At 28.2% G+C, this 26105-nt stretch carries 25 protein-coding genes and 1 pseudogene; 4 read left to right on the top strand and 22 right to left on the bottom strand.

What is annotated here, in order from left to right; all coding sequences use genetic code 11:
• Positions 1–152, bottom strand: a pseudogene (locus T514_RS0123415) (transposase); the annotation flags it as partial.
• 231 nt (positions 153–383) lie between these two features.
• Between T514_RS0123415 and hpt the strand changes: the two are divergent.
• A complete protein-coding gene (gene hpt, locus T514_RS0123410; RefSeq protein ID WP_027626919.1) occupies positions 384–911 on the top strand; it encodes a hypoxanthine phosphoribosyltransferase in 528 nt (175 codons plus the stop codon).
• 213 nt (positions 912–1124) lie between these two features.
• Here hpt and yunB read toward each other — a convergent pair whose 3' ends face one another.
• Positions 1125–1814 (bottom strand): sporulation protein YunB, encoded by a 690-nt coding sequence (yunB, locus tag T514_RS0123405; RefSeq protein WP_156940059.1) that lies wholly within the window; start codon positions 1812–1814, stop codon positions 1125–1127.
• Positions 1815–2010: 196 nt separating this feature from the next.
• Between yunB and T514_RS0123400 the strand changes: the two genes are divergently transcribed.
• On the top strand, positions 2011–4386 hold the full coding sequence (locus T514_RS0123400) for a transglycosylase domain-containing protein (protein WP_027626917.1): 2376 nt from the start codon (positions 2011–2013) through the stop codon (positions 4384–4386).
• 39 nt (positions 4387–4425) lie between these two features.
• On the opposite strand, the gene spoVAE is transcribed toward T514_RS0123400, so the two are convergent.
• From spoVAE to T514_RS0123365, 7 genes are all read right to left on the bottom strand, one after another.
• Positions 4426–4785 (bottom strand): stage V sporulation protein AE, encoded by a 360-nt coding sequence (gene spoVAE / locus T514_RS0123395; RefSeq protein WP_027626916.1) that lies wholly within the window; start codon positions 4783–4785, stop codon positions 4426–4428.
• A 2-nt stretch (positions 4786–4787) separates the two neighbouring features.
• A complete protein-coding gene (gene spoVAD / locus T514_RS0123390; RefSeq protein ID WP_027626915.1) occupies positions 4788–5810 on the bottom strand; it encodes a stage V sporulation protein AD in 1023 nt (340 codons plus the stop codon).
• A gap of 95 nt (positions 5811–5905) precedes the next feature.
• Entirely contained in the window at positions 5906–6361 is a 456-nt protein-coding gene (spoVAC, locus tag T514_RS0123385) for a stage V sporulation protein AC (RefSeq protein WP_027626914.1), read from the bottom strand.
• 83 nt (positions 6362–6444) lie between these two features.
• Positions 6445–7200, bottom strand: coding sequence for an RNA polymerase sporulation sigma factor SigF (gene sigF, locus T514_RS0123380; RefSeq protein WP_027626913.1), 756 nt, complete (start codon positions 7198–7200; stop codon positions 6445–6447).
• Positions 7201–7209: 9 nt separating this feature from the next.
• A complete protein-coding gene (spoIIAB, locus tag T514_RS0123375; RefSeq protein ID WP_027626912.1) occupies positions 7210–7638 on the bottom strand; it encodes an anti-sigma F factor in 429 nt (142 codons plus the stop codon).
• A 14-nt stretch (positions 7639–7652) separates the two neighbouring features.
• The gene (spoIIAA, locus tag T514_RS0123370; protein ID WP_027626911.1) at positions 7653–7988 is read right to left on the bottom strand and encodes an anti-sigma F factor antagonist; all 336 of its coding nucleotides are present in this window, start codon (positions 7986–7988) and stop codon (positions 7653–7655) included.
• Between the two features lie 243 nt (positions 7989–8231).
• Entirely contained in the window at positions 8232–8732 is a 501-nt protein-coding gene (locus tag T514_RS0123365; protein WP_034870101.1) for a GNAT family N-acetyltransferase, read from the bottom strand.
• Positions 8733–8960: 228 nt separating this feature from the next.
• Here T514_RS0123365 and speE point away from each other — a divergent pair, with 228 nt between their 5' ends.
• Complete coding sequence (speE, locus tag T514_RS0123360) at positions 8961–9794, top strand: polyamine aminopropyltransferase (protein ID WP_027626909.1); 834 nt, start codon at positions 8961–8963, stop codon at positions 9792–9794.
• Positions 9795–9892: 98 nt separating this feature from the next.
• Here speE and T514_RS0123355 read toward each other — a convergent pair whose 3' ends face one another.
• Positions 9893–11647: an Eco57I restriction-modification methylase domain-containing protein gene (locus T514_RS0123355; protein WP_027626908.1), complete on the bottom strand. Its 1755-nt coding sequence runs from the start codon at positions 11645–11647 to the stop codon at positions 9893–9895.
• A gap of 77 nt (positions 11648–11724) precedes the next feature.
• On the opposite strand from T514_RS0123355, the gene pdaA reads away from it, so the two are divergent.
• Positions 11725–12720: a delta-lactam-biosynthetic de-N-acetylase gene (pdaA, locus tag T514_RS0123350; protein WP_242850654.1), complete on the top strand. Its 996-nt coding sequence runs from the start codon at positions 11725–11727 to the stop codon at positions 12718–12720.
• 242 nt (positions 12721–12962) lie between these two features.
• On the opposite strand, the gene T514_RS0123345 is transcribed toward pdaA, so the two are convergent.
• The 12 genes from T514_RS0123345 to T514_RS0123290 all read right to left on the bottom strand — a co-directional run bounded on the left by T514_RS0123345 (position 12963) and on the right by T514_RS0123290 (position 26089).
• The gene (locus tag T514_RS0123345; RefSeq protein ID WP_027626906.1) at positions 12963–13526 is read right to left on the bottom strand and encodes a nitroreductase family protein; all 564 of its coding nucleotides are present in this window, start codon (positions 13524–13526) and stop codon (positions 12963–12965) included.
• Between the two features lie 54 nt (positions 13527–13580).
• On the bottom strand, positions 13581–14288 hold the full coding sequence (locus T514_RS0123340) for a WecB/TagA/CpsF family glycosyltransferase (protein WP_027626905.1): 708 nt from the start codon (positions 14286–14288) through the stop codon (positions 13581–13583).
• Positions 14289–14342: 54 nt separating this feature from the next.
• On the bottom strand, positions 14343–14996 hold the full coding sequence (locus T514_RS0123335) for an exopolysaccharide biosynthesis polyprenyl glycosylphosphotransferase (protein ID WP_027626904.1): 654 nt from the start codon (positions 14994–14996) through the stop codon (positions 14343–14345).
• A gap of 12 nt (positions 14997–15008) precedes the next feature.
• A complete protein-coding gene (murJ, locus tag T514_RS0123330) occupies positions 15009–16562 on the bottom strand; it encodes a murein biosynthesis integral membrane protein MurJ (protein ID WP_027626903.1) in 1554 nt (517 codons plus the stop codon).
• The gene (locus tag T514_RS0123325; protein WP_242850653.1) at positions 16555–17682 is read right to left on the bottom strand and encodes a glycosyltransferase family 4 protein; all 1128 of its coding nucleotides are present in this window, start codon (positions 17680–17682) and stop codon (positions 16555–16557) included. Before T514_RS0123325 ends, murJ begins: the two co-directional genes overlap by 8 nt.
• A 15-nt stretch (positions 17683–17697) precedes the next feature.
• Positions 17698–18951, bottom strand: coding sequence for an O-antigen ligase family protein (locus T514_RS0123320; RefSeq protein ID WP_027626901.1), 1254 nt, complete (start codon positions 18949–18951; stop codon positions 17698–17700).
• A 160-nt stretch (positions 18952–19111) separates the two neighbouring features.
• Complete coding sequence (locus T514_RS0123315; protein ID WP_027626900.1) at positions 19112–20371, bottom strand: oligosaccharide flippase family protein; 1260 nt, start codon at positions 20369–20371, stop codon at positions 19112–19114.
• A gap of 16 nt (positions 20372–20387) precedes the next feature.
• Positions 20388–21611, bottom strand: a complete 1224-nt coding sequence (locus T514_RS0123310; protein ID WP_027626899.1) for a glycosyltransferase family 4 protein — start codon at positions 21609–21611, stop codon at positions 20388–20390.
• Entirely contained in the window at positions 21611–22669 is a 1059-nt protein-coding gene (gene wecB, locus T514_RS0123305; protein ID WP_027626898.1) for a non-hydrolyzing UDP-N-acetylglucosamine 2-epimerase, read from the bottom strand. Before wecB ends, T514_RS0123310 begins: the two co-directional genes overlap by 1 nt.
• 30 nt (positions 22670–22699) lie before the next feature.
• On the bottom strand, positions 22700–23788 hold the full coding sequence (locus tag T514_RS0123300) for a glycosyltransferase (protein WP_027626897.1): 1089 nt from the start codon (positions 23786–23788) through the stop codon (positions 22700–22702).
• 18 nt (positions 23789–23806) lie between these two features.
• Positions 23807–24910 (bottom strand): glycosyltransferase, encoded by a 1104-nt coding sequence (locus T514_RS0123295; RefSeq protein ID WP_027626896.1) that lies wholly within the window; start codon positions 24908–24910, stop codon positions 23807–23809.
• 36 nt (positions 24911–24946) lie between these two features.
• Positions 24947–26089 (bottom strand): glycosyltransferase family 4 protein, encoded by a 1143-nt coding sequence (locus T514_RS0123290; RefSeq protein WP_027626895.1) that lies wholly within the window; start codon positions 26087–26089, stop codon positions 24947–24949.
• Positions 26090–26105: the final 16 nt, after the last annotated feature.

Below are 26105 nucleotides of genomic sequence, written 5' to 3'. Positions count from 1 at the left end.
TTCTATTATTTCTACTCCCTTCCATTCACATAACGTTCTCAGTATTTTCCCTATTTCTTTTCTCCATATATTTCTTTCCTTCTATATTTGGGGGCAAATACTATATGATATTTACATCTCCACTTGGTATGTGCTAAACTATTATTGTCCATTTTGGGCAATACCTCCTTTGATTTTAGATTGGCTGACGAAACCATATCTATTCTATCAAGGCGAGGTATTTTTTTTCAACGCTTAAGCTTTTCTGAACACACCTGCATAGCAGGTGGTTTTATTTATAGACAATTAAAAAAGCCTTGATTTTGCAAGGCTTTTAAAGTATATTTTAAATATGAACATAATATTAATAAATGCATATAATCGTTATAATATGGAGGTTAACAATGGAACAGAAGAAAGAAAATATACTAATATCAAAGGAACAGATTGATACAAGGGTTGCAGAATTAGGAAAATTAATCTCTGAGGACTATAAAAATAAAAATCTTTACGTACTATCCTTATTAAGAGGTAGTTTTATATTTACTGCTGACTTGGTAAGAAATATAACAGTACCTACTAAAATTGGCTTTATGACAACTTCAAGTTATGGTCATGGTGAAATATCTACAGGTGTAGTTAAAATAGTAAACGATATTCCAGATGATATAAAAGGCTTGGATGTTCTTATAGTAGATGATATCGTAGATACAGGAATAACTATGGATTTTGTAGTAAATCATGTAAAAGAACTAGGTGCTGCATCTGTTAATTGCTGTGTACTTTTAGATAAACCTGAAAGAAGAAAGGTAGATATTAAGCCTAATTACTGCTGTTTTGAAATTCCCGATGTATTTGTAGTAGGCTATGGTTTAAATTATGGAGATTATTATAGAAACGTTCCTTATGTATTTAATTGGGAAGAAAATTAATAAAAAAGTGAATACTACTTTTTAAATTAAGAGTGTATAGTGGATAATGAAAAATAAAGGATGCTTTTCTTCTATTACACTACAGAAAAGCTTTAATTTTAAGTTTTTTCAATGTAAATAAAGAAAAATTATCCTTTACTATTCACTATTCATTCTTCACTCTTTACTATATAAAAATCTTTTCTTTTATTGTCTAAAAACTCAAGAAGTCTATCACTTATGCTTCTCTGATTTATTAAAATCTTCTCCTGCCTCTGCCCTAATTCTAAATCCTGCATTATCTAACCCTAAGTTTATGGAAGTTTCCGGTATCTTTCCAACTATTATAGTTTCAGAAATAGGTATTTCATTTTTCACTTCTATTTCATTACTTCTTAGTGGTATTATTACTCTTAAATTAGTCTTTACTTGTACATAAATTCTATGTCTAGTTTGATTTATTCCTGCACTTTCAAAATCTGATATATATTTAGTCTCTATATACCCAATAGGCTGCATCTTAACAGTTACATTTGGACCAAAATAAGCTAGAATATTATTTTTAAATATATATCCTGTAGGTACCTTTATTCCAACATTTCCAATGTCCTTTAATCTTTGCTGAGATTCTAATGCTACATCACAAGCTATTTTATTCATTTGTAATGTATCCGCTTTAATCAAAGTTATATTCCCTTCATTATCTTTTTGTATATTTATTATATCTTCATATTTAAAGCTTTTCATACAATTATCGACTATTGTTTTATTAACAATTTCTAAAGCCTTAGCCCTCATTTCCCCATCAGCTACATTAAGCACCGTAGGAGTTATAATCTTATCAAAAGTATAAATAAAAACACCCCCGAATATAATTGTAAGTAATAGAATAACTACTAATTTAAACTTAACATTATTTATGATTTATTCACTTCCTTATATGGTTGTTAATAACTTATATTTAATTTACTTCTGAAATATTCTTAAATAATTACCTCATATATCCTTAAAGTATTTTTCATATATATTTTATAAAAATCATATTGTATGATATAATATTTTAAAATTGGGTACAATTAATATTAGTAAAACTAGGAGGAAAATTATGGAGAAAAAGAAAATGGGTAAAAAGAAAAAGAAAAAAACCCGTTTTAAAACCCTAAAAATAGCATTTATAACAATACTTTTAATTGGTATATTTACATTTGTTGCTGCTTTAGGAATTGGTCTTGCTATGATAAAAACAGCACCCCCTTTGGATATAAATAAAATATTAAGTTTAAATGAACCTTCTGTAATATATAATGACTCTGGAAAATTTATGGACATGGTAGTATCCGACCAGCATAGAACTATAGTATCATTCAAAGATGTACCAGATAATTTAAAAAATGCCATTATAAGTATTGAAGATGAAAGGTTTAAAACTCATAATGGTGTAGACTTTAAAAGAGTAGTGGGAGCTACACTTAGAACTGTATTAAATAAAGTTACAGGAAAATCTGGAATACAAGGTGGTTCTACTATAACCCAGCAGCTTATAAAAAACACATTACTTTCTAATGAAGTACAAATAAAGAGGAAAGTACAAGAAATGTATTTAGCTATGGAACTAGAGAAGAAACTTAGTAAAGAACAAATTTTAGAAGCATATATGAATACAATAAGCCTTGGTGGTAGTGCCTATGGAGTAGAAGCTGCTTCCAAACAATATTTTAGCAAAAGTGTAAAAGATTTAAATCTTATTGAATGTGCTTTTATTGCTGGAGTACCACAAAGTCCTTCAACATTTTATTATGCTGTAATGTCACAAAAAAATACTTCATCTTATTTGAATAGAACTAAAACAGTATTAAGTAAGATGTTGGAGAATGGACATATTAATGAAAAACAATATAATGATGCTATATCAGATTTAAATAATAAAAAACTAGCATTTAAAACATCAACACTTAATGTTAATAAATTAAATTATGAATGGTTTTCAAGAGAAGCAATTAAACAAGTAAAAAAAGATTTAATGTCTCAGTATCATCTAAGCAATACTGAAGCTGAACGTATGCTTATGTACGGTGGCCTTAAGATATATAGTACAATGAATAAGGATTTACAGGATTATACTCAAAAAACTTTAGATAATATGGATAATCTAATTGGTATTAATTCAAAGTCTGGAGGAAGTATACTACAACCTCAGGCCTCAGCTACTATATTTGATTATCATACAGGACAAGTTAAAGTTTTAGTTGGTGGAAGAGGACAGCAACCTCCTTTATCCTTTAATAGAGCCACAGAATTTTATAGAGCTGCTGGTTCTAGTATTAAACCTTTAACAGTATATGGTCCTGCTATAGATACTAAACTAGCTACTGCAGCTACTATATATGATGACTCACCACTACCAGAAGAAATAGGAAAATTGTATCCTGATAATGGCAAACCTTATAATCCTAGGAATAGCGGTGATTACTACGATGGATATATACCTTTAAGAACAGCGCTTCAAAAGTCAAAAAACGTAGTTGCTGTAAGAATAGAACATGAACTAGGTTTAAAAACCGCATCAGATTATGCTAAGAAATTCGGATTAAAATTAGATAAAAATTCTGATGAAACAAGTATCTCTGCTCTTTCTTTAGGTCAGTTAACTGGAAAACAAGGTGTTAGTGGTACAAACACTTTAGATATGGCTGTAGCCTATGGTGTATTTGGTAATAATGGTATGAAAGCAGATCCTATGCTTTATACGAAAGTAGAAGATAGAACTGGTAAAATCATTTTAGAGGGAAAATATTCTTCTTCTAAAGTTCTATCACCTCAAGCAGCTTATATTATGTTTGATTTATTAAAAGGTCCAGTTTCAGCAGGTGGTACAGGTCCTTCAGCTAATTTTAGTCCTATGGCAAGAGGAAAGACCGGTACAACAAGTAATTCTATAGACCTTTGGTTTACAGGACTTACACCTTATTATTCTGCTGCAGTATGGATCGGTAAAGATGATCACTCAAACTTTAATGATAAATATCTTTATGGAAAATATATAGGAAGTTATGATGCCGCTCTATTATGGGGTAATATAATGAAAGAAGCCCATAAAAATTTAGAGTATAAAGAAATACCTAAACCTGAAGGAGTAGAAGAAGTTTCTATATGCTCAGATTCAGGTAAGATTGCTACATCATCATGCCCTAAAGATAGAATAAGAACTGAATTATTTATAGAAGATACAGTTCCAACAGAATTATGTGATTCCTATAAGGCGCCTATTAATAATAAAAGTGATGACAAGGATAAGGACAAAAAAGATAAGGATAATAAGGATACTAATGATAAAACAAAAAATGAAGAAACAGATAAGAATAAAGAAGTTGATGATAATAAGCCAAAGGATCCAGCTTCAGGAGAAAATACTAACGTAGATACAGGTAATACAGATAACACTACTAATATTAACTCTATTAAAGATAAGATTAAAAATAAGATAAAAAAACCTTAGAAATAAAATATGCCCCAAACAATAAATTTGGGGCATATTTTATTTTTTTGTTTTAGGATTAAATAGTAATGCTGCCACATATCCAAAAAATATTGCTGCTGTTATTCCACCTGCTGCTCCCTTTATTCCTCCTGTAAATGCACCAATTAATCCTTTTTCATTAACTTCTTTAATAGTTGATTTTGCCAAAGTAAAACCAAATCCAGGTAGTGGTACAGTAGCTCCTGCCTTTCCAAACTCTACTACCACATCGTATATATTTAATGCTCCTAAAATAACTCCTATAGTAACAAAGCTTACTAATATTCTAGCTGGAGTAAGCTTTGTTTTATCCATAATAATTTGAGCTATTACGCAAATTAGTCCCCCAACTACAAAAGCATTTATATAATCACTCATCATTAATTCCCTCCAGTACCATATTCTATTGCTACTGCATGGGCTATGCCTGGGATACTTTCACCTTGAAGGGATGAAGTTGTACTCATCAGTGCACCTGTGGATACCATTAATATCTTTTTAAATTTTCCCTTTAGCATATTTTTATATAGATAGCCACATAAAACTACTGCTGAACAACCACAACCACTACCTCCAGAATCTGTTCCTTGTTCATCATTATCAAATATTTCATCACCACAATCTATATAGTTAGTGCTTATATCATAACCATAATCCATAAGTAATTTAGTTGTTATTTCCTTACCTACTTTTCCTAAATCTCCTGTAGCAATTACATCATAATCCTTAGGAGATCTTCCAGTGTCTTTAAAATGATTATATATAGTTGATACTGCTGCTGGTGCCATAGCAGCTCCCATATTATTTGCATCAGTTATTCCATAATCCTTTACTTTTCCCACAGTGACATAAGTTACATAGGGAAAATTTCCATCCCTACCAAGTACCATAGCTCCTGATCCCGTTACTGTCCATTGAGCTGTTGGAGGTCTTTGAGAACCAAATTCTAGAGGAAATCTAAATTGTCTTTCTGCTGATGAAAAATGAGATGATGTAGCAGCAACTACATGGTTAGCAAAGTTTCCATCCATCACCATAGATGCTATAGATAATGATTCTGTCATAGTTGAACAAGCTCCATAAAGGCCTAAGAATGGAATATTCATATCTCTCGCTGCAAAGCTTGAAGATGTTAACTGATTTAACAAATCCCCTGCAAATAAAAAATCTATACTCTCTTCTTTTAAATTTGCTTTTTTTATACTTTCTGTTACTGCAGTATATAATATATTACTTTCAGCTTTTTCATAGCTGTCCTTTCCTGCTAAATCATCATTTATTATTACATCAAAGTAATCCTTTAAAGGTCCTTCACCCTCTTTAGGACCCACTACACTAAAAGCTGATATTATTCTAGGCTTATTTTCCATTCTCAAAGTTTGTTTTCCTATCTTTTTTATCAAGTGGCCACCTTCTTTCTAGAAAATATATCTATTTTTAAATATGACTTTTATCCTATGACTACCATCCCAAGCTAACAATCCCTTAATATTTGATGTTAAATTATTTTTAAAATATAATATATTATTCCTACTAAAACAGAAGTACTTAATCCATATACTAATACTGGTCCTGCTATAGTAAACATTTTAGCTCCTACCCCAAATACATATCCTTCTTTTTTAAATTCCATAGCAGGAGATACTATAGAATTTGAAAATCCCGTTATTGGTACTACAGTTCCCGCTCCTGCAAAGGTAGCTATTCTATCATATACTCCAACACCAGTAAGTAATGCTCCTATAAATACCATAACTATTGATACATATGTTCCAACTTCTTCCTTTGGTATCCCCATACTTAAGAAAAAATTAAAAACAAATTGTCCTATGTCACATATTATGCCACCTACAATAAAAGCATTTATACAATCTTTTAGCATATTTTTCTTTGGTTCAGTTTCAGCAGATAATTGATCAAACTTTTTTTTAATTTGTTTTTCATTAGCTTTCATAAAATCACCCCTTTTAAATCATCATTCTTATTTTATACATAAATTTAATTTTTAACCAAAAAAAATAGGATAATTAAATTATCCTATGCCTTTAATTTATCTTTCATAATTTTCAGCACTCTTTTTTCTATTCTAGATACTTGTACCTGACTAATACCAAGCATTTTAGCTACTTCTACTTGAGTCTTATCCTTAAAGTACCTAAGCATTATTATCTGTCTAGATTTAACATCTAATTTATTTAATGCTTCCTTTAAAGCAATTTTATTTACTATTTCATTGTCTTCCTCATAGTCTTGACTTATTTTATCTATAAGCATTATAGGTGCACCATCATCTTGGTGAATAGTATCATATAAATATTGCATACTACTAGCAGATTCTGTAGCGAAAATTATATCATCTGTACTTATTCCTGAAAACTCTGATAGTTCATCTATAGTTGGTTCTCTATTTAATTTTTTCGCTAACGCTTCTTTATCATAGTGTAGTTTTCTTGCTGTATTTTTAATGCTTCTACTTACTTTTATTATACCATCATCTCTTATAAATCTTTTTATTTCACCCATTATCATAGGTACTGCATAAGTTGAAAATTTAACCTCATAATCTGAATTAAAATTATTAATAGCTTTTACTAATCCCATACACCCAATTTGATAAATATCCTCGTACTCATAACCTCTATTTAAGAACTTTTTGCTTATAGCAGAAACTAAAGGCAAATTAAGTTCCACTAACCTATTTAATGCTTCTTTATCACCATTTCGTGCCTTTTCTATAAGCATTAAATTATCCTCATAATCATATATACCCTTTTTTACCGCTTCTTCATTCATATTCTTCACCTAACTTAATGATTTAAAAGCCTTTTTCATAATAATTTCAGTTCCTTTTCCCTTTTCAGACTTTACACTTAAACTATCCATAAAGGATTCCATAACAGTAAACCCCATACCGGACCTTTCCAAGTCTGGGCGTGATGTATACAATGGTTGCATTGCTAATTGTACATTGTCTATCCCTATACCATTATCTGAAACTATAACAGTAATTTCTCTACCTTCAATAAATGCTTGAATTTTAACTGTTCCTTGTTCATTACCATACCCATGTATTATAGAATTTGTAACTGCTTCAGATACTGCTGTTTTAACATCAGTTATTTCATCAATGGTTGGATCTAGTTGGGATGCAAAAGCTGCTACTGCTACTCTAGCAAAACTTTCATTTTCCGACTTGCTTAAAAACTCAATTTTCATCATATTATCGTACATTACATTTCCCCCCATTAAATATTCTCTAATGCTTCTTCATTACTGTTATATAATTTTATTATTTTAAACATTCCAGATAGCACAAATACTCTTTTTACAGCTTCATTTACATTAGTAACACATACTGCACCATTTTTATATGCTAACTTCTTATATCTTCCTATTACTACTCCTATACCAGAGCTGTCCATAAATGATACACCTGAAAAATCCATTATAAGCTTTTTCATATCTTCTCTATTTAATCTATCATCTATTTTATTTCTTACTTCCTCTGCACTATGATGGTCTAATTCTCCCATCATATGTACTAATAGTTTGTCGCTATTACTTTCAAATTTAAGATACATATATTTCCCCCCATTTTTTATTAATAATTATTTGTCCAATTTTTACTGAATACTTAATTTATCTATTCTACACATGGTATAATTTTCCTTCTTTTTTGAATTTAAACTTTTTAGTATTTATTATATCCATGTATCCATTTTTTATACAAAAACTATTTTATTTCTGTCATTTTAACTATTATTAAAAAATAAACAACAAAAATAAGAAATTTGTATCTTAACTCCATTCAACAATATGAAAAACTAGTCTTTTAATTTCAACTCCATGAATCTTGCTCCTTCGATGGGATTATATACATATGGCCCAATATCATAAAATCCTAATGAAATATATAAAGATTGGGCATTTTTCATCATTGGAAGGGTATCAAGCCTAATATATTCATAATTCATTTTTAGCGCCTCTTCCTTTATTATAGTAATAAGCTTTTTACCAATTCCTAGTCCTCTATAACAATCACGAACATATAATCTTTTCATTTCGCATATACTTTGAGAAATATGCCTGAAAGCAATACATCCAGCTTCTTTACTATCAACTAATGCTAATATTAAAACTCCATCAGGTGGTCCATATTTACCTGGTAGTGCCTCAAATTCTTCTTCAAAATTTTGAAAAGAAAGATCTATTTTCAGTGTTTGGACATATTCTAAAAAGAGTTGCTTAACTCCTTCTAACATATGTTGTCCAGTTATATGCTTAAACTCAATAAGATGATCTTTGTTATCAAACATACCTTTCATAAGTTATCTCCCTCCATATCCAATATATTCATAAGTATTATATAACACTTAAGCTGAATGGCTCAATAAGTGTAAACTTGAATTAATTTCAACATATATTGGAATAACCAGCGTTATAATCTAACTAGTCATTTCGTTGTATACACCCTCTATAACTTGCTTATAATATGAATGATTGCTATAATAAATATACTGTTTTTAACATTTTATTGGGAGGTAGATACTAGAATGGATTTATGGTTAAGAGAAGCTCAAATTTCTGATGCAGCAATGACTTACAAAGTAAAGGAAACCTTAGTTAGAAAAAAAACTAATTATCAAGATTTAGCTATTGTTGACACTTATGCTTTAGGTAGAATGTTACTTCTAGATGGTATAGTACAAACTACTATAAAAGATGAGTATGTTTATCATGAAATGATAGCTCATATTCCACTATTTACTCATCCAAATCCTAAAAAGGTATTAGTTGTTGGTGGTGGCGATGGAGGATCTATAAGAGAAATATTAAAGCATCCTTCTGTAGAAAAAGCTGTATTATGCGAAATAGATGAAGATGTAATTATAGAATGTAAAAAGTATCTTCCAGAAATAAGTTGTGCTTTAGAAGATAGTAGATGTGAAGTATTTGTCGGTGATGGAATTAAATATGTTCACGAGCATAAAAATGAATTTGATGTTATAATAGTTGACTCTACAGATCCTTTTGGAGCTGCTGAAGGGTTATTTGGTGGAAGTTTCTATAAAGAAATATATGAATGCTTAACTGAAGATGGAATATTTGTTGCTCAAACAGAAACTCCTTTCTATCTTCCTGAAGTAGTAAAAAGAGTTTATGATGATGCCAAAGTAGTATTTCCTGTAACTAAGCTATTTATGGCAGCAATTCCAACTTATCCTTCAGGATATTGGAGTTTCACTATTGGATCTAAAAAACATGATCCGGAAAATGCATCATTACCTGAAAAGCTTCCTTTTGAAACAAAATATTATACTACAAAAATACATAAAGCATCCTTTGCTTTACCAAAATTTGTAGAAAACCTTATAGAAAACAAATAATAAAAAACAAATAAATGGAGGAATTGGTTCAGCTGATCTCCTCCATTTATATCTTAATTAAAACTTTTTCGAAAAATTATTTTCATATTTATACTTTACTATTTGTTCTTTATAATATTGATCTCTTCTTCTGTAAAATTAAAATACTCATACAAACATTTTTCATCATAGTTTTTAGTTAAAAACTCCTTAGGAATTATCAAGTCCATTAATGTATTAGGATAATACTCATATAAATCATCTCCTAATTTCTTCCCAAATGAGTGAAAATAAAATTCATATACTTTACTATTTAATATAAACATTAAAAAATCATAACTATAATTTACATTTTCTTTTATTACCATAGAATAAATATCAGCACTAAAATAACTTCCTTTATCTAAAGCAAATCTATTATCTTTGCTTTTATATGGAAATATAATTTTTTTTCTTTCAAATATATCTGATTTTCTCCCCCATTGAAGCTCATACCACTTTCTAATTTCTTTAGCACATTCTCTTCTATTCATCAGCTTTTGCTTAAATGGTAATAAATGCTTTTCTATATTAGGATAGTCATCAATATTCTTTATTTCATTTGAATAAATTATAAACTTATCAAAACTCTTTACAAAATCTCTTTCTATATAACTACTTTTTATCCAAGGTTTAATTACCTGTTTCTCTAGTTTTTCTTCTACAATTTCTTCGTCCTTTACAATAAATGCTTTATCGCAGCCTGTAATTATTCCTTGATAACTCTCACATATGTCTTTAAGTTTGAAACTCCCTCTTTTTTCAATCTTTCTTAGTATGTTTAGTTCTCTTTCTTCTCTTAATATCCATCCCTTTTGTCCCAAATTTTTTCCTTCTATAAAAAAACTATTATAGAAATTGCTTTTATTAAAAAATAACGAGTTAATAAACTCCTTTTTTCCTTCCTTTGTAGTACAAATTGGCTTTATAATCTTAACTTTTTCTATGTTATATAAATTTTTATCACTTAAAAATAGTATAATTGGATCTATTCCTGTGCCTTTAAAAGGTCTTATACCATAAAAATCTATAATCTCTACTATGTTGAAATTATTTACAATAAATTTTCTTAATCCTTCTCCACTTTGAGATTCTACAAAATACCTAGAAGTAATAAAGCTTATCTTAAAATTAGGCTCTGAATTTAAAATAGCACCTTTAAAGAAACAATAACTTAAATCACCTTTATCCTTATAAACTTCTGAATATTTTTCTTTAATTTTTTTAGAATAATCTTTTCCTATAGTCTTATGCCCTATGTAAGGAGGGTTCCCTAAAAATATATTAAATTTAATTCCTATTTTATCTGTCAAAAAATCCATATTTAATATATTTTTTCTATATATTATACCGCTTAATTGAAATAGATCTATTGAAAGTATCATAGTCGCAATTTTATCTATATCTATACCATATATGTTATTTTTTATTATATGTTCTTTTATATTTTTTTCATGTAATAAAATTTTATTTACTCTATTTATTTCTTCTAAATTTTCTCTATATAGTTTGTATAAATACTGAAATAAAGGCATTATAATGTTTCCACACCCACAGGCAGGATCAACTATTTTTATATAAGGATTATTTATTATATCTTGAGCCTCTACTGAATTCTCTATTATATATTTACTTATTTCTTCGGGAGTATATACTACACCAGTATCCTTATTATTTTTCAACAAATTATAATAAAACTCTCCAAAAGTCAAGTTACATTCCATATTAAAAATATTTTTGCAATTTATAATAGCTGTTTCCTTGTATATATTATCTATTGGTTGTAAAATTATATTATATAATTCTATGATATTTTCTACAAAAAAATCATACATTCCATATCTCTCCATCGTATATTAATTTATAATAGGCACAAAATAAAGTATATCATACTAATGGCAGGTGATAAAAGGTGAAAAGACAAAGTTTAGCATTAAGCATATGCTTAATATTATCATTAACTACTTCAGCTTGCTCAGGATTTACTAGTAGTAAATCTACTAATAGCAATTCTGTAGCCTCCTCTAATGTAGAAAAAAGTGAGTCTAATGACAATAAAAGTGTAGTGAAAGTTGAGGATAAATCTGCTACAGAAAAAAAACCAGAAGCTAAAGTTGAAGATAAAAAAGAAGTAAAAAAAGACACTAATAATGTAAAAAGCGAGAATAAAAACAACACTACCCAAAAGTCTACTAATAATACTTCCGTAGGTACAAAAGAAAGAGATTGGTTCTTCGTACCTAAAAAAGATGGTAGCCCTTCTGGAGCACCAGATGATGTTTTAAGCATAATAAATAAAAATTCTGCTTATTACCTTGGAGATACATCTGAAAAAGTTATATATTTAACATTTGATGAAGGATATGAAAATGGCTATACCGGAAAAATACTAGATATTTTAAAAGCCAATGATGTAAAAGCTGCTTTCTTTGTTGTTGTTCCTTATATAAACAGTAACAAAGACTTAGTTAAAAGAATGGTAAATGAAGGTCATTTAGTTTGCAACCATTCAAACCACCATCCTTCCATGGCTCAAGTAGCTTTAAAAGGTAAGGAAGCCTTTAATAAAGAGCTTACAGATACTGAAAAAGTTTTTGAAGACTTAACAGGAAAGAAAATGCCTAAATATTTTAGACCACCTATGGGTAAATATAGTGAACTTTCATTACAGTACACTAAAGATCTAGGCTATAAAACAATATTCTGGAGTTTCGCATATAATGATTGGGATCCAAAAAAACAACCAAGCCATGAATATGCTAAACGAATGATAAATGAAAGAACTCACAATGGAGGTATATTCTTATTACATGCAGTTTCTAAAACTAATACTGAAATATTAGATTCAGTTATTAAAGATTTAAAAGCCAAGGGATATAGATTTGCATCTTTAGATGAACTTAAATAAAAAGTGCAGTGCACTTTTTCAGATTACAGAGCATAAAACACAGAGAAGATATGACATAATACAGGTGATAAAGCGTTGTTGTAGTATTTTACAGCAACGCTTTAATTTACTTTTAATTTTATTACTGCTTTTTAAAAAACAATTATTTTAAAATTTTTAGTAATGTTAATAAAGAAAAATTATCATCATCTATGCTCTAACAAAAACTCCATCTAAGGAAAATTCCTTGGATGGAGTTTTTGTTAATGTTTTATTTTACACATTTCTTCAGTATAAGATTTATTCCAACTATCTAAGAAAACATAATCTTTTATGTCCTTCTTAGGATAGTGTTCTTTATCTTCTTCTATTTCTCCTACAGGTGTCATTGCAACTACTCTATAATTACTTGGTATATCAAGCACCTGTCTTACTTTATCCTCATCTAAAGCTCCTACCCAGCAAGTACCATAACCTTCTGCAGTAGCTGCTAAAATAAAGTGTTCCATAGCTATAGCACTATCAACTAAATAATATTCCCTTTCCTCAACTACTCCTGAATGTTTAGGGTCAGCTACAATTACAGCAGTTAATGGTGCATCTTTTATTGATTGTGCTGCTTCATCAGTTTTATTCATTACTGTATTAGATAGTTCATCTCTTTTATGTTTATCCTCTACTAAAATAATTTTATAGGAAGTTTGATTCTTCCAAGAAGGTGCCATCATAGCTGCTGTAATCATTCTGTCTATCTTATCTTTTGATATATTAGTTCCTCTAAATTTTCTAATGCTTTTTCTATTTTCTATTACATCATAAAACTGCATAAAAACCACACTCCTTTAAAATTAGTATGTGTAGCATAAAAACAAACTATACAGCTATTTATTTTGAATAACCTTCACTAAAAACTTAGGTATGGAAGATAATCTTTTTATTCTCCAAGGTTCCTTACTTACTCTATAGAGCCATTCAAATCCAATATTTATCATCCACTTTGGAGCCCTCTTCATTTCTCCAGAAAATATATCTAAACTTCCTCCTACTCCCATAAATACAGTTGGGTTAAGTATATTCATATATTCACTTATAAATATTTCTTGCCTTGGCGAACCCATAGCTACAAATAAGGCATATGGATTTAATTCATTTATTTCATTTATTATTTCATCACAATTTTTCAAATCAAAAAACCCATTATGCTTTCCTAGTATCTTCAGTTTTGGATATTTTAATTTTAAATTATGAGCACACTTATTTAAAATTTCTTCTTTAGTTCCTAATAAGTATATACCCTTTCCTTCTCTTTCACATAGTTTTATTATTTCTTCCATTATTTCTATTCCAGCCAACTTTTCCTTCACTGGATTTCCTACAATTTTAGATGCAATAACAGTTCCTACTCCATCTGGAATTATTATAGAATTTTCACTTTTAAAATTTTTTAATAACTTTTCATTATTTAAACCATTAGACAATACCTCAGGGTTACCTGAAATTATATGTAGTTTATTAAAAGTTTTTATGTAATTAAGCAATTCTCTTTTATCTTCTTTAAATATATTATACCCTAGTATATTAGTAAACATAGCTTCCTCCTAATTTTAAATAAGGCACAATACAAGATGTATTGTGCTTTAAATTTAAAAAGCTCCTTCTTTTTTAAATACTGAGAACACAGTCTTAAATAATATTTTTATATCTAAAAATACGGAGAAATTTTGAATATACACTAAATCATAATGTATTGTTTTCTGAAGCTCTATTTCCCCTCTTCCACTTACCTGAGCAAGTCCAGTTATTCCCGGAGGAACTAACAATCTTTGTCTATATTCTGGTGGATAGTATTTAACCACATCAGGTATTTCTGGTCTAGGACCTACCAAACTCATATTTCCTATAAATACATTAAATAGCTGAGGTATTTCATCTAAACTGCTTTTTCTTAAAAATGATCCTACCTTAGTTATTCTATTATCTTCCTTACTTTGAAACACAAAGTTTCCTATATTATTAGGGTCTATTTCTAATTCCCTTTTCTTTTCTGCATTTACTACCATAGTTCTAAATTTATATATAACAAAGTCTTTTCCGTCCTTGCCCACTCTTACTTGCTTAAAAATAGCAGGTCCTTTTGAATCTAACTTAATCAAAATTATCAATATTAGATATACTGGAGATAGTATTATTATACCTATTAGTGATAATATTAAATCCATTATTCTTTTTAAAGCAAATTGAAATTTTTTGCCCTTTATATGTTTATTTATATCTATCTCTATTGCATCATTTTGCATAATATCCCTCCTTTAATTCTTTTTAAATTTATTTGTTAATAACTGTATACAATATGTGAATTCTTTTATTTCTAATAAATATATACTTATAAAGTAAACCAAACTTCCTAAAATGAATGAAATTATAAGTGTTATTATACTTCCTTTAGTATTCATTCCAAAGAACATGGTACATTTTTCATTTATAAAGAATAATAAAATACTCATAATTATAGATGAAAACATAATTTTCATAAAAGTTATAAACACTTCTCTTAAATTTATACCATTTAACTTCTTATTCAAACTCATAAGCATAAGAATTGTAGTTATTATAGATGATATTGAAGTAGCTAAAGTCAATCCAGATACTTGCATATACTTTACTATAAATATATTTATTATGATATTTATTATTATTCCCATAAAACTATTTATCATAGGAGTTTTAGTATCTTTTACTGCATAAAACGCCTTATTTAAAATGTCCCTTAATCCATAAGCCACCATAGCAGGGGCAAAAAAAAGTAATGCATTAGAAGTTAATTCTACAGCTCTTTCATCAAAGGCACCTCTTTTAAAAAGTAATGTTATTAAAGGTATTCTAAGTATAGCTATAGCAAAAGCTGCTGGTATCATAATTAAAAAAATAGTATTTATTCCTTTTGAAAGTGCTTCCTTATATTCCCTTAAGTTTTCTCCTGAAGCATATTGGGATAGCGTTGGATATATAACCATAGCTATACCTATAGCAAATACTTCATACGCTAAAGTATTTAATTTGTTAGCCAAATCCAAAACAGCTATGGCACCTTCAAATATCTTTCCCGCAAAAGCTCTATTAATAAAATTATTCAACTGAATTAATGATGTGCTTATTATAACAGGCATCATTAATATTAACATCTTTTTTAATTCACTGTCTTTAAAGTCTATAAAAGGCTCATAATTATATCCTAACTTTTTATACTTAGGAACATTTATTATAAATTGAGCAAAGAATCCTATTACTGTAGCCACTGCAAATCCATAAATACCATAAGCTTTTGTAAAAAATACTAAATACACTATAAAAACCACATTTGATACTATGGACATAGCCGCTGGTTCATAAAATTCATTATGACATTGTAATACGCCTGTTACTATACTTTGAAGGCTAATAAAAATTAATGATATTAGCATTATTTTTACTACTATTACAGACGTGTTAAAAATTTCAATATTATTATTAAACTTGCTACCAAATATAATAACTATATATTTAGATAATAATATTAAAACTATTGTAAGTATTATTGTAAAAATACTATAGGTATTTATTACATTATTTACAAATTTATTCCTTTTTTCTTTTGTATATTTTTTTATATGATCAGTATTTAATGGTATAAATGTAGTAGTTAGTCCATAACTTATAGTTGTTAATAAGTAAACTATTCCTATTGAAAAATTATATATATCTGCTATATAGGTAATTCCAAATTTGGCTGCTACTAAGGAGTCCCTTACTATAGCAAGAACCTTTCCTATAATAATAAGTATCATTACTATTACAGAACTTTTAAATACCTTATCCTTACTCATTCACTTCACTTCCAGTTAAAATTTCCTTATATGCTTTGTGGTAATTTTCCCAAAAGGCTTCAATAGAAAATTTATTCAAAGTATCATTATATAAATTTTCTCCCATAATTCCTAATTGTTCTTTGTTTAAATATACATTTTTCATTTTATCATAAATATCTTGTTCTGAGTAAGGATTTATTAAAAATCCATTAGAACTATTAATTATAAGAGGCATATCACCCACTTCTGAACATATAGCTACTTTTTTTACTAAAGCACTTTCTAGTATCACTAGTGGTGGAGCCCCTCCCTCATTAAATGAAGTTAATATACTTACATCTGAAGCATTTATAAAATCAATTGAATTCTCATTAAAACCAGCAAATATAACTTTATCTTTTATATTTAAATCATTAACAAGCTTTATTAATTCACCTTCTAATTCCCCATTACCTAGAAAAATCATTTTTACATCTGAGAAATCATTTTGTAAAATATTAAAAGCTTTTATAAGATTAATATGATTTTTTATAGGATGCATTCTAGCAACCATTATATAAATAAAATCATCATTTTTTAAGTTATATTTTTTTCTTAGCTCATCTCTATCTATTTTAACATTATACTTTTTAAAATTTATACCATTAGGAATTACATACTTCTTTCCTTTGAAATTTTTATGTTCCAAAAGCTCTTTTAAATAATTTGAAACACATATATAGTTATTAAACTTTTTTAATGCTATAGTGCTTAAAGGGGTATATAAATATTTCTTTTTTTTATCATTTAAAAAGTCGTATCTATAATCACTATGAATAGTGGTAACCGCTGGTATAGGCAAGCTTTTCTTAATTAATAAATATATAAAATTAGCCTTAGGTCCATGAAAATTCACTATATCTATTCCATTTTCTTTAATATATTTAACAAGACTTCCCTTTATCATTTCCTTAAAAGTAAAACTAACTGCTGGTATGGAAAGTTCTTTAGCCTTTTTATATAAATCTCCTTCACCAATGCAAGCTATTTTACATTTCATATCAAAAATATTACTACTGCAAATATTAACTACATGGTTTCCACCACCACCATTATCATTGCCAGATATAACTTGTAATATATTTATCTTAACCACCACTTTTCACTATATTTTCTAAAGTTTTATTTGCCTCATATGTTCTGTCTTATCTATATTATAGGACTGAAGCACTGATAGACTTATCCAAAAAAATGCTATTACTTTAGGAGCTGAAAAGAAACTATCCACTAAATTTGTAATCATAAAGGCAATGACAGATATACAAAATCCCTTATAAAATGCCGCATAAAATTTATCATCTACATTTTTTATAAAGCTTCTTAACTTTATTCCAATAGACACTATAATAGCTGCAAAAGCAATGCTTCCAAATACTCCAAGTTCACATTGTATCTTTAAAAATATATTATGAGGATGATATGGAATAAAGTTTTGGGTCTTTAACCCGGGCTTCTGTTCCATATATCTTGCACTTACTACTGGAAAGTTTCCGCTTCCTATTCCCCTACCAGGATAATCTTTTATTATCATTTCAGCTATCTTCCATACCTTTATTCTAGATGTATTTTGTGACACATCTGCAATTTCTTTTATTCTAATGGCTATCTGAGGTATAAATAAACTTAAACCACCTACAGGAATTAAAACAAATAGAAATTTAATACTATATGTAATAGCAAATATTCCACACCCAATAGCAAAAGCAAGCCATGCATTTCTAGAAAAACTAAATATTATATTTAAAAAGAATATAACTGAAAGTGCTATATATAATTCTTTTTTCTTCTTGTTTCTTTCTTTTATAGCAAGCATTACTACAGGGAATATAATAAGTATAAAAAATACTCCTAGATTATTTGAATTTTCTAAAGTGGAACTGATTCTAACCCTACTTCCGTAAGTTTCTGTTTGAACCATTCCTATACCTGTAAAATAATCATATAATCCTATACATCCTATTATAGCAGAAACTCCTATATAGCAACGTAATATACCATCTAATAGCCTCTTATTACATCCCTCACATAATATTATAAAGTATAATATTATGTAACTTGCAAATCTGACAGTTTCTTTTATAACTAAAATCTTATTTTCTGCGTATGTTAAAGAAGCTGCCATTATTAATATCAATGCAAGTATAGAAAGGCTTAAATAATCTGTAAAGAATTTTTTTATACCAGCTATAAAATTTTTTCTAATACCTCTGAAAATTAATAGTCCTAATATATATATTAAAACTATAAAAGCCAATAATATATCACCATTAAAAGGTACCCCCATTAATCTAAATTTGCTATATATTAATGGCATCAAAATTATATATGCATAAATGGATATGTGTAAAATTAACTGATAAATTTCCATACTTTATATAGAATATATTTATTATATATTCTATTTCCCCCTCTCTTATAAAATATAATAATATATGTTTTACTTTAATAATTATATTATAGGGAACAATGTATTTTCAATAAACATTTCATTAACAAATAAAAAGCACAGGTGGTTTTTCCTGTGCATATTAACTGTTAATATATTTTCTTAAATAAAAACTAGATATTGCCGATGATAAAATGTATACAGAAACTGTAGCAATAGATGCACCTATAGAACCCATTTTATATATTAATACTACATCAAGTACCACATTGGCTAATCCTGAAACTACTGAATTATAAAAATTAACTTTAATTTTTTTAACACTAGCTAGTATACCACCTGATGTTATTCTAAAGGTTCCTGCTACAAAATATCCAAAAGACAATATTCTAAAATTGATTATTGAATCTGAGTATTGCTTAGTAAAAATCAAATTAACAATCTGCGGTGCAAATATTATTAATATTAAAGTTATAAAACCATTTAAAATAAGTAAATATTTTTCAAGAGTATTATACTTTTCTTTAAGCCACTTTTTGTCATCATAATGTTGTGCAAAATATGGATAAGCAAAAGTCATTATAGACATAGGAATAAACGTTAAATTAAATGGAATTAATGTAGCATTTTTATACGAAGCCACTACCGTTCCATCTTGTGTTATTAATCCAACAAAGAAAGTATCCATTAAATATAAAAGTTGTGACATTGAATTTGTTAAACAACAAACTATAGAATACTTCAAAAATTCTCTTCTCTTGCTTTGTTCAGGATAACTTATATTTTTAAGTTTTGATAACACACCTCTCATCATATATATTCCCATTGCTATAGATATAATATATGATATATATCTTCCAATAACTATACCTTTTATACTAAAATAAAATCCAAGTACAGCATTTCCTAGGAAATACGCTAACGTATTGGTTACAGTTAGAATAGAATATTCTTTATTCCTTAATTCTGTTCTTAAGAAAGTTTGAATTTCATTAAAAAATATTGTCATTAAAGGTACTAAAGACAGATATAATAATATTTGTGAGCTTCCTGCAACAGGCAATTCGAAAAATGAAGCGAATATTATTACACATATACATATTAACAAATTAACTAATCCACCCATATTTAAAGCATATTTTAAATATGATAGTTTTTTTTCTGTATCTTTTTCCATACTACAATACTGCAGTATACCTGGTACCATTCCTAAACCTTCTAAAAGTAAAAACATATTTAATATATTTTGTGCATATGTAAAACTTCCATAAAGACTTTTGGATAATATTCTAGATAAAACTATGGTTATGCCAAATTGTATTATCTTATTTATAAAACTTGCACTAAATATCTGAATAAAACCCTTTTTTAGAGCACTTTTCAGCGTACTTGTATCTTTCATTATAGCCTCCAAATCGTTACTTAATAAGATCCATAAGTATCTTCTCTAGTTTTCTAGTTATGCTCTCTCTAGAGTAATGTTCCATAACATACTTTCTTCCATTACTACCCAATGTTTTTCTAAGCTCAACATCTTTAGCTAAAGTCAATACCGCCTCTGCAATTTCTTTTGAATTTTCGGGTTCAACAACTATTCCTGCTTTAGCGTTATTTATAAGCTTCTCTGCCTCTCCTTCTACTGCAAGTACTATTGGAAGTTCGGAAGATAGCGCTTCAAACATCTTAGAAGGAAGTGCTCCTTTAAATAAATCCAATTTTTTTAGAGGTATTACTGTAGCATCCATTGAAGCAATTATTCTAGGCATTTTAGGTTTTAATTGCATTGGTAAAAATGTTACATTGCTTAAATTCTTTTCTTCTACCATGTTTATAAGTGATGCTTTTTCCGGTCCATCTCCTATAAATACAAATTGTATATCTTTTTCATCTTTTAGAATTTCAGCAGCATTTATAATAACCTCAAGTCCTTGTGCTATACCGTGTATACCAGCATAACAAACTGCAAATTTATTTTCCACACCAATTTCTTTTCTAAAACTCTCATCTCTATTTTCTTTTTTAAAAAACTCAGTGTCCACACCATTAGTTATTAAGTGTACTTTATCTTTTCCAAACCCTCTTTGAACGATATTATCAACTATACCTTGTGTTTGTCCTGTAACAGCTGCAGCTTTTCTATAACAAAATTCTTCTAGCCATGTAGACATAGTTATAAATAATTTATTATTTAATACTCCTAATTTAACTGCTGATTCAGGCCATAAATCTGAAACATTAAATATAAATTTAGCACCTATTTTTTTAGCAATAACATATCCTGACCATCCTAAAAATAATGGTGGTGATTCTGTTATTACTACATCCTGTTTTTCTACATGTTTAGCTCCAGTAAGTACAGAAGAAAAAGTAAAGGATAAATAATTTCTCAATCTCTTAGTAAAAGACTTTTCCTTTGTAGCATAAATACTAGTTCTTATTATTTTTATTCCATCTAATTCTTCTTTTACAAGTTTTTTACCCTTATATCCATCAAATATTTCTCCCTTTGGATAATTAGGCATAGCAGTAAGTATTGTAACTTCATGTCCAAATTTTTTTAATTGCTTTGCAAACTCAAATATTCTATTTTGAGGTGCTCCTACTTCTGGTGGACAGTATTGGGTTAAAAATAGTATCCTCATTATTTCACCTCTTGTATTATGTTTAGTATCTTTTCTCCAGCTTTTCCATCTCCAAATATACTATTTTGAGGTTTATCAGGAACAAAATTCACTATAGAGTTTAATATTTTTTCTTTATCTGTTCCAACAATTACATTCCATCCATTTTGTACAGTTTCTACCCATTCTGTTTCATCTCTCATTGTTATACATGGTTTTTTCATAAAGAAAGCTTCCTTTTGTACTCCACCACTATCTGTAACAATTTTTTGTGAATGCATTTCTAAACTAATCATATCTAAATAACCAATTGGTTCAATAATCTTTATATTATTATTAAAACTTAGTCCATAACTATCTATATATTTTTTTGTTCTTGGATGAAGTGGTAATACTATAGTTTTATTACTTTCATTTAAAGCTTCAATTATATTTTTTAATCTATTTATGTCATTTGTATTTTCTGCTCTGTGTATAGTGGTCAATATATATTCATTTTCTATTAGCTTTAATTCATTTATAATATTTGATTTCTTCTTTGCTAATTCCTTAAAATCTAGCACTGCATCAAACATTACATCTCCAACATTATAAACTGATTTTTCTATTCCTTCATTTTTTAAATTAACCACAGCTGTTTCTGTTGGAGGGAACAATACTTTAGATATATGATCTGTTAAAATTCTATTTTGTTCTTCTGGCATTTTCATATTAAAGCTTCTAAGTCCTGCTTCTACATGAGCAACAGGTATTAATAGCTTACTTGCAGCTAGAGCACCTGCTAAAGTTGAATTTGTATCTCCATATACTAAAACCATATCAGGTTTTTCTTCTAAATATATCTTTTCTAATTCTATAAGCATTGTTCCTGTCTGCTGACCATGACTTCCTGACCCAATTCCTATATTATAATCTGGTTTAGGTATATTTAATTCATCAAAGAAAACCTTAGACATATTTTCATCATAATGTTGTCCTGTATGAACTAATATTTCATCAAATTTTTTTCTTATAACATTTGATACTGCCGCAGCCTTTATAAACTGTGGTCTTGCACCTACTACTGTTATTATTTTCATAATTTCACCACCAAACTGTAAGTTTTCAATCTATTTAGCATAGTTTAAATAAATCTTATCTACTTTATTAAAATTGTCTTCTATATTAAAGTTTTCTTCCACAAATTTTCTTCCATTCTTGCCCATGGCAATTCTTAAGTCTTTATCTAATATTAATTTTTCTAAAGCATTGGCTATGTCGCTACTATTCTTTTTTCTAACTAATAAACTTGAAGAATCTGGTTTTGTAGCCTCTGGAAGTCCTCCGACATTTGAAACAATTACTGGAGTTCCACAAGCTTGTGCTTCAACCGCTGCCACACCAAAACTTTCACTATCTAAAGTTGATGGAAAAACAGCTATATCAAATCTGTTAAAGGCTTTTATTACTTCATCTCCATTTAAGAATCCTAAAAACTTAACTCTATCTTCTACTCCAAGTTCCTTAGATAAGTTCTCTAAAAATTCCTGCTGGGAACCTTTACCAGCTATCTCTAATTTCAACTTCTTATCTGGATATTTATGTTGAACCTCTGCAAATCCTCTTAATAAATATTCCATTCCATACTTTGCTTCTAAAGTCTTAATAGAACCTATTACAATTTCATCTTTATCTTCATATTTATTATCAAAAGGTATAAATCTATTTAAATCAACTCCAAAAGGAGTTACTTCTATATCCTTATCTATATATTTATTTGTTTCAACAGCCATAACTTTACTTGTAGATAATATTTTATCAGCTTTACTCAAATTATATTTTAACATCTGCTTCTTTAATTTTCCCTCATTTGGAAAATCAAATACATCACTTCCCCATACAGATAATATATATGGGTGAAATTTGCACAATGCTCCTAATAATCCATAACTTGTTGCATAGTGAGCATGTAATATATCTGGCTTTATTTCTTTTATAATTTCCTTCACTCTACTAAAAGAATTCACATACTTTAATTTTTTTAGTGAACTGCTTCCTTTTACTTCGTCTAAGTCATAATTTAGATTAAATACCTTAACCCCATCTATTTCACCTTTGTTTAAAGATATAACATATATGTCATATCCCTTTTTCTTAAAAAAGTTACACCATTTTCTAGTATGTATACTATTTGCATCAGACAAATAACATATTTTCATTATATATTCCTCCAACATTTATCCTTTTAAATCGTGAGCTACTTTTTTAGCTCTCGCTTCCCATGTATTATTATTAAGGATAATTTTTATATTATATATTTTTTCTTCTAACTCATAAGAATTTTGGAGAATATGAAATAATGTTTCTTTTAATCTATCTTTTGAGTATTCTATAGTCCATCCCACATTATTTTTACTTACAAATTCTCCGGAGGAAGTGCCCTTAACTGCAATTATAGGCTTCTGATAAGTTAGATAATCAAACAATTTAACAGGCATAGCAAATTCCCAATATTTTTGAGGTTCTACAAAAAGATTAAGTATATCCGCCTGCTGAAAATAAGGGATTAATTCATCTCCTGATTTATGTACTATATTTATTCTATCATTAAGATATTTTCCATATTCTTGTTCAGCCTTTTCCCACTCTTTTTCTCTGCAACAAACCGTTAAGTTAAACTCTTCATTATCCCTTACTACTTCGAATAAATAATTTAAGTTATAAAGATAATTTAATCCTCCAACATAAAATATATTTATTTTATTAGTATCTTCATTTACCTTATTACTTTCATATTTTAATTTATCTTTCTCTATAGCAGGAGGCAATTCTTCAACTTTTTCATTAAATTTTATTGGTACATAATCATACATCTTTAGAGATGGTAAATAAAATACATCTATTAATTTGTTATATTTTTTTAGGTCATAGTGATAGAAAGTATAAGCAACTAACCTTTTAGGTAGTGATACTGTATTCTTATACTGATCAAATCTCCAATGTATGTCTCTGTAAAACAATCCTATTTTTATACCATTGTTTTTGCAGAACTTAAAAAAACCAAAATCCAAAAATGGAAAGCTGGGAATATGATTCTTTTCTGTTAAAAGGGTTGGTTCTGTTGAACTTTCCGAATATAAAAAATCATATTTTGTTCCTCTTTTAATTTTATCTTCTATTAAACTTATACTCTTCTCTCTTTCTATACCATATCCCATAACCACATCTACATTATATCCAATGTTCTTAAATGCCTGTAACATTCTCATTGGCCTAATCTGAGATGCTGAAGGCCAATTTAAATCAACTTCATATGGTATGTGAAATATACAATTTGGCAAATTACTACACTCCTTTTAAGGAAATATATGACCAAATTAATGTTCACTAAGAACTTCCTCATATAATTCTTTTAACTTTCCTCCAATTGCTCTATAGCTAAAGTTATTATCAGCATATTCCCTTATGTAATTTGAATGAAATTCTTCATATCTTTCAATAATAGTTTTTAATCCATCTTCCAAAGCTTCTATATTTTTTGGTTCTACTAATACCCCAACATTATTTTCTACAAACTCATTAGGTCCGCCACATTTAGTAGCCAATACTGGCTTTCCACCAGACATTGCCTCTATCAATACACTTCCAAAAGTTTCTTTAACACTAGGTAAAACTAAAAAATCATTTTTTTCTATGAATTCAGGTATTAATTCTTTTTCTACCCTACCATAGAACTTACAATTATCCTCTATATTAAGTTCCTTGCACATATTTTCATATTTTTCTCTTTTAGGTCCATCTCCAACTAAATGAAGGTTGATTTTATACTCCGGATTATTCTTTATAAAATCAGCTAATGCTGGTATAAAGTATTGTAATCCCTTAACTTCACTTTGAACCATTAATCCTACAAATAATATATTGAATTCTTTATTTTTACTATTATTATTTGAATTTAATTTATAAATAGATGTATCAACTACATTACCTATCACTTTGCTTTTAAATTTAAAATTTAAATTAGTAAGCTCTTTAGCTAAATAAGAGCTTACTGTAACAACACATTGTGCATTTTTATATGATAAACTAAATAATGGTCTATTATATATTTTACTAGCAAATTCTTTTACTTTAGATGAATGTTCCGTTATTATATAAGGGATTTTATAAAATTTATTATATAGCCATGCTATAAATCCCCCTGTATAACACACATGACTGTGTATTAAATCTATACCATTCTCTTTTACTATTTTCTTTAATATTTTAGTTCCTTTTATTATGCTATATAGCCTTGATAGCTTAGTTATCTTGAAATAATCAGTATTAGCTCTATAAGTAATTACCCCATTCTCTATTACTTTTATACACTTTCCTTTATCAACACTCTTATCATAAGGATAATACACTATAGGATTAATCCCTACATCTACTAAAGCTCTTACTTGTTCTTTTACAAATATACCACTTACGGGATTTAAACTATCAGGATACCAAGTAGCTAATATTAACACTTTCACTAAAATAGCACCTCAA

The organism is Clostridium lundense DSM 17049 (assembly GCF_000619945.1).
In the GTDB taxonomy this organism is placed as follows: Bacteria; Bacillota; Clostridia; order Clostridiales; family Clostridiaceae; genus Clostridium_AO; species Clostridium_AO lundense.
This window is presented reverse-complemented; position numbering and strand designations above follow the sequence as displayed.

What these genes read in the sequence shown, in the direction of transcription:
- spoVAC (WP_027626914.1), bottom strand. Translation starts at nt 6,361, where the DNA reads ATGAAAGCTAATGAAAAACAAATTAAAAAAAAGTTTGATCAATTATCT.
- T514_RS0123365 (WP_034870101.1), bottom strand. Translation starts at nt 8,732, where the DNA reads ATGAAAGGTATGTTTGATAACAAAGATCATCTTATTGAGTTTAAGCAT.
- T514_RS0123310 (WP_027626899.1), bottom strand. Translation starts at nt 21,611, where the DNA reads ATGAGGATACTATTTTTAACCCAATACTGTCCACCAGAAGTAGGAGCA.
- wecB (WP_027626898.1), bottom strand. Translation starts at nt 22,669, where the DNA reads ATGAAAATAATAACAGTAGTAGGTGCAAGACCACAGTTTATAAAGGCT.
- T514_RS0123300 (WP_027626897.1), bottom strand. Translation starts at nt 23,788, where the DNA reads ATGAAAATATGTTATTTGTCTGATGCAAATAGTATACATACTAGAAAA.
- spoVAE (WP_027626916.1), bottom strand. Translation starts at nt 4,785, where the DNA reads ATGAGTGATTATATAAATGCTTTTGTAGTTGGGGGACTAATTTGCGTA.
- T514_RS0123320 (WP_027626901.1), bottom strand. Translation starts at nt 18,951, where the DNA reads ATGGAAATTTATCAGTTAATTTTACACATATCCATTTATGCATATATA.
- T514_RS0123340 (WP_027626905.1), bottom strand. Translation starts at nt 14,288, where the DNA reads ATGTTTACTAATATACTAGGGTATAATATATTTAAAGAAGATAAAAGA.
- murJ (WP_027626903.1), bottom strand. Translation starts at nt 16,562, where the DNA reads ATGAGTAAGGATAAGGTATTTAAAAGTTCTGTAATAGTAATGATACTT.
- T514_RS0123400 (WP_027626917.1), top strand. Translation starts at nt 2,011, where the DNA reads ATGGGTAAAAAGAAAAAGAAAAAAACCCGTTTTAAAACCCTAAAAATA.
- sigF (WP_027626913.1), bottom strand. Translation starts at nt 7,200, where the DNA reads ATGAATGAAGAAGCGGTAAAAAAGGGTATATATGATTATGAGGATAAT.
- T514_RS0123335 (WP_027626904.1), bottom strand. Translation starts at nt 14,996, where the DNA reads ATGCAAAATGATGCAATAGAGATAGATATAAATAAACATATAAAGGGC.
- hpt (WP_027626919.1), top strand. Translation starts at nt 384, where the DNA reads ATGGAACAGAAGAAAGAAAATATACTAATATCAAAGGAACAGATTGAT.
- T514_RS0123345 (WP_027626906.1), bottom strand. Translation starts at nt 13,526, where the DNA reads ATGCAGTTTTATGATGTAATAGAAAATAGAAAAAGCATTAGAAAATTT.
- speE (WP_027626909.1), top strand. Translation starts at nt 8,961, where the DNA reads ATGGATTTATGGTTAAGAGAAGCTCAAATTTCTGATGCAGCAATGACT.
- spoIIAB (WP_027626912.1), bottom strand. Translation starts at nt 7,638, where the DNA reads ATGTACGATAATATGATGAAAATTGAGTTTTTAAGCAAGTCGGAAAAT.
- spoIIAA (WP_027626911.1), bottom strand. Translation starts at nt 7,988, where the DNA reads ATGTATCTTAAATTTGAAAGTAATAGCGACAAACTATTAGTACATATG.
- T514_RS0123315 (WP_027626900.1), bottom strand. Translation starts at nt 20,371, where the DNA reads ATGAAAGATACAAGTACGCTGAAAAGTGCTCTAAAAAAGGGTTTTATT.
- T514_RS0123355 (WP_027626908.1), bottom strand. Translation starts at nt 11,647, where the DNA reads ATGTATGATTTTTTTGTAGAAAATATCATAGAATTATATAATATAATT.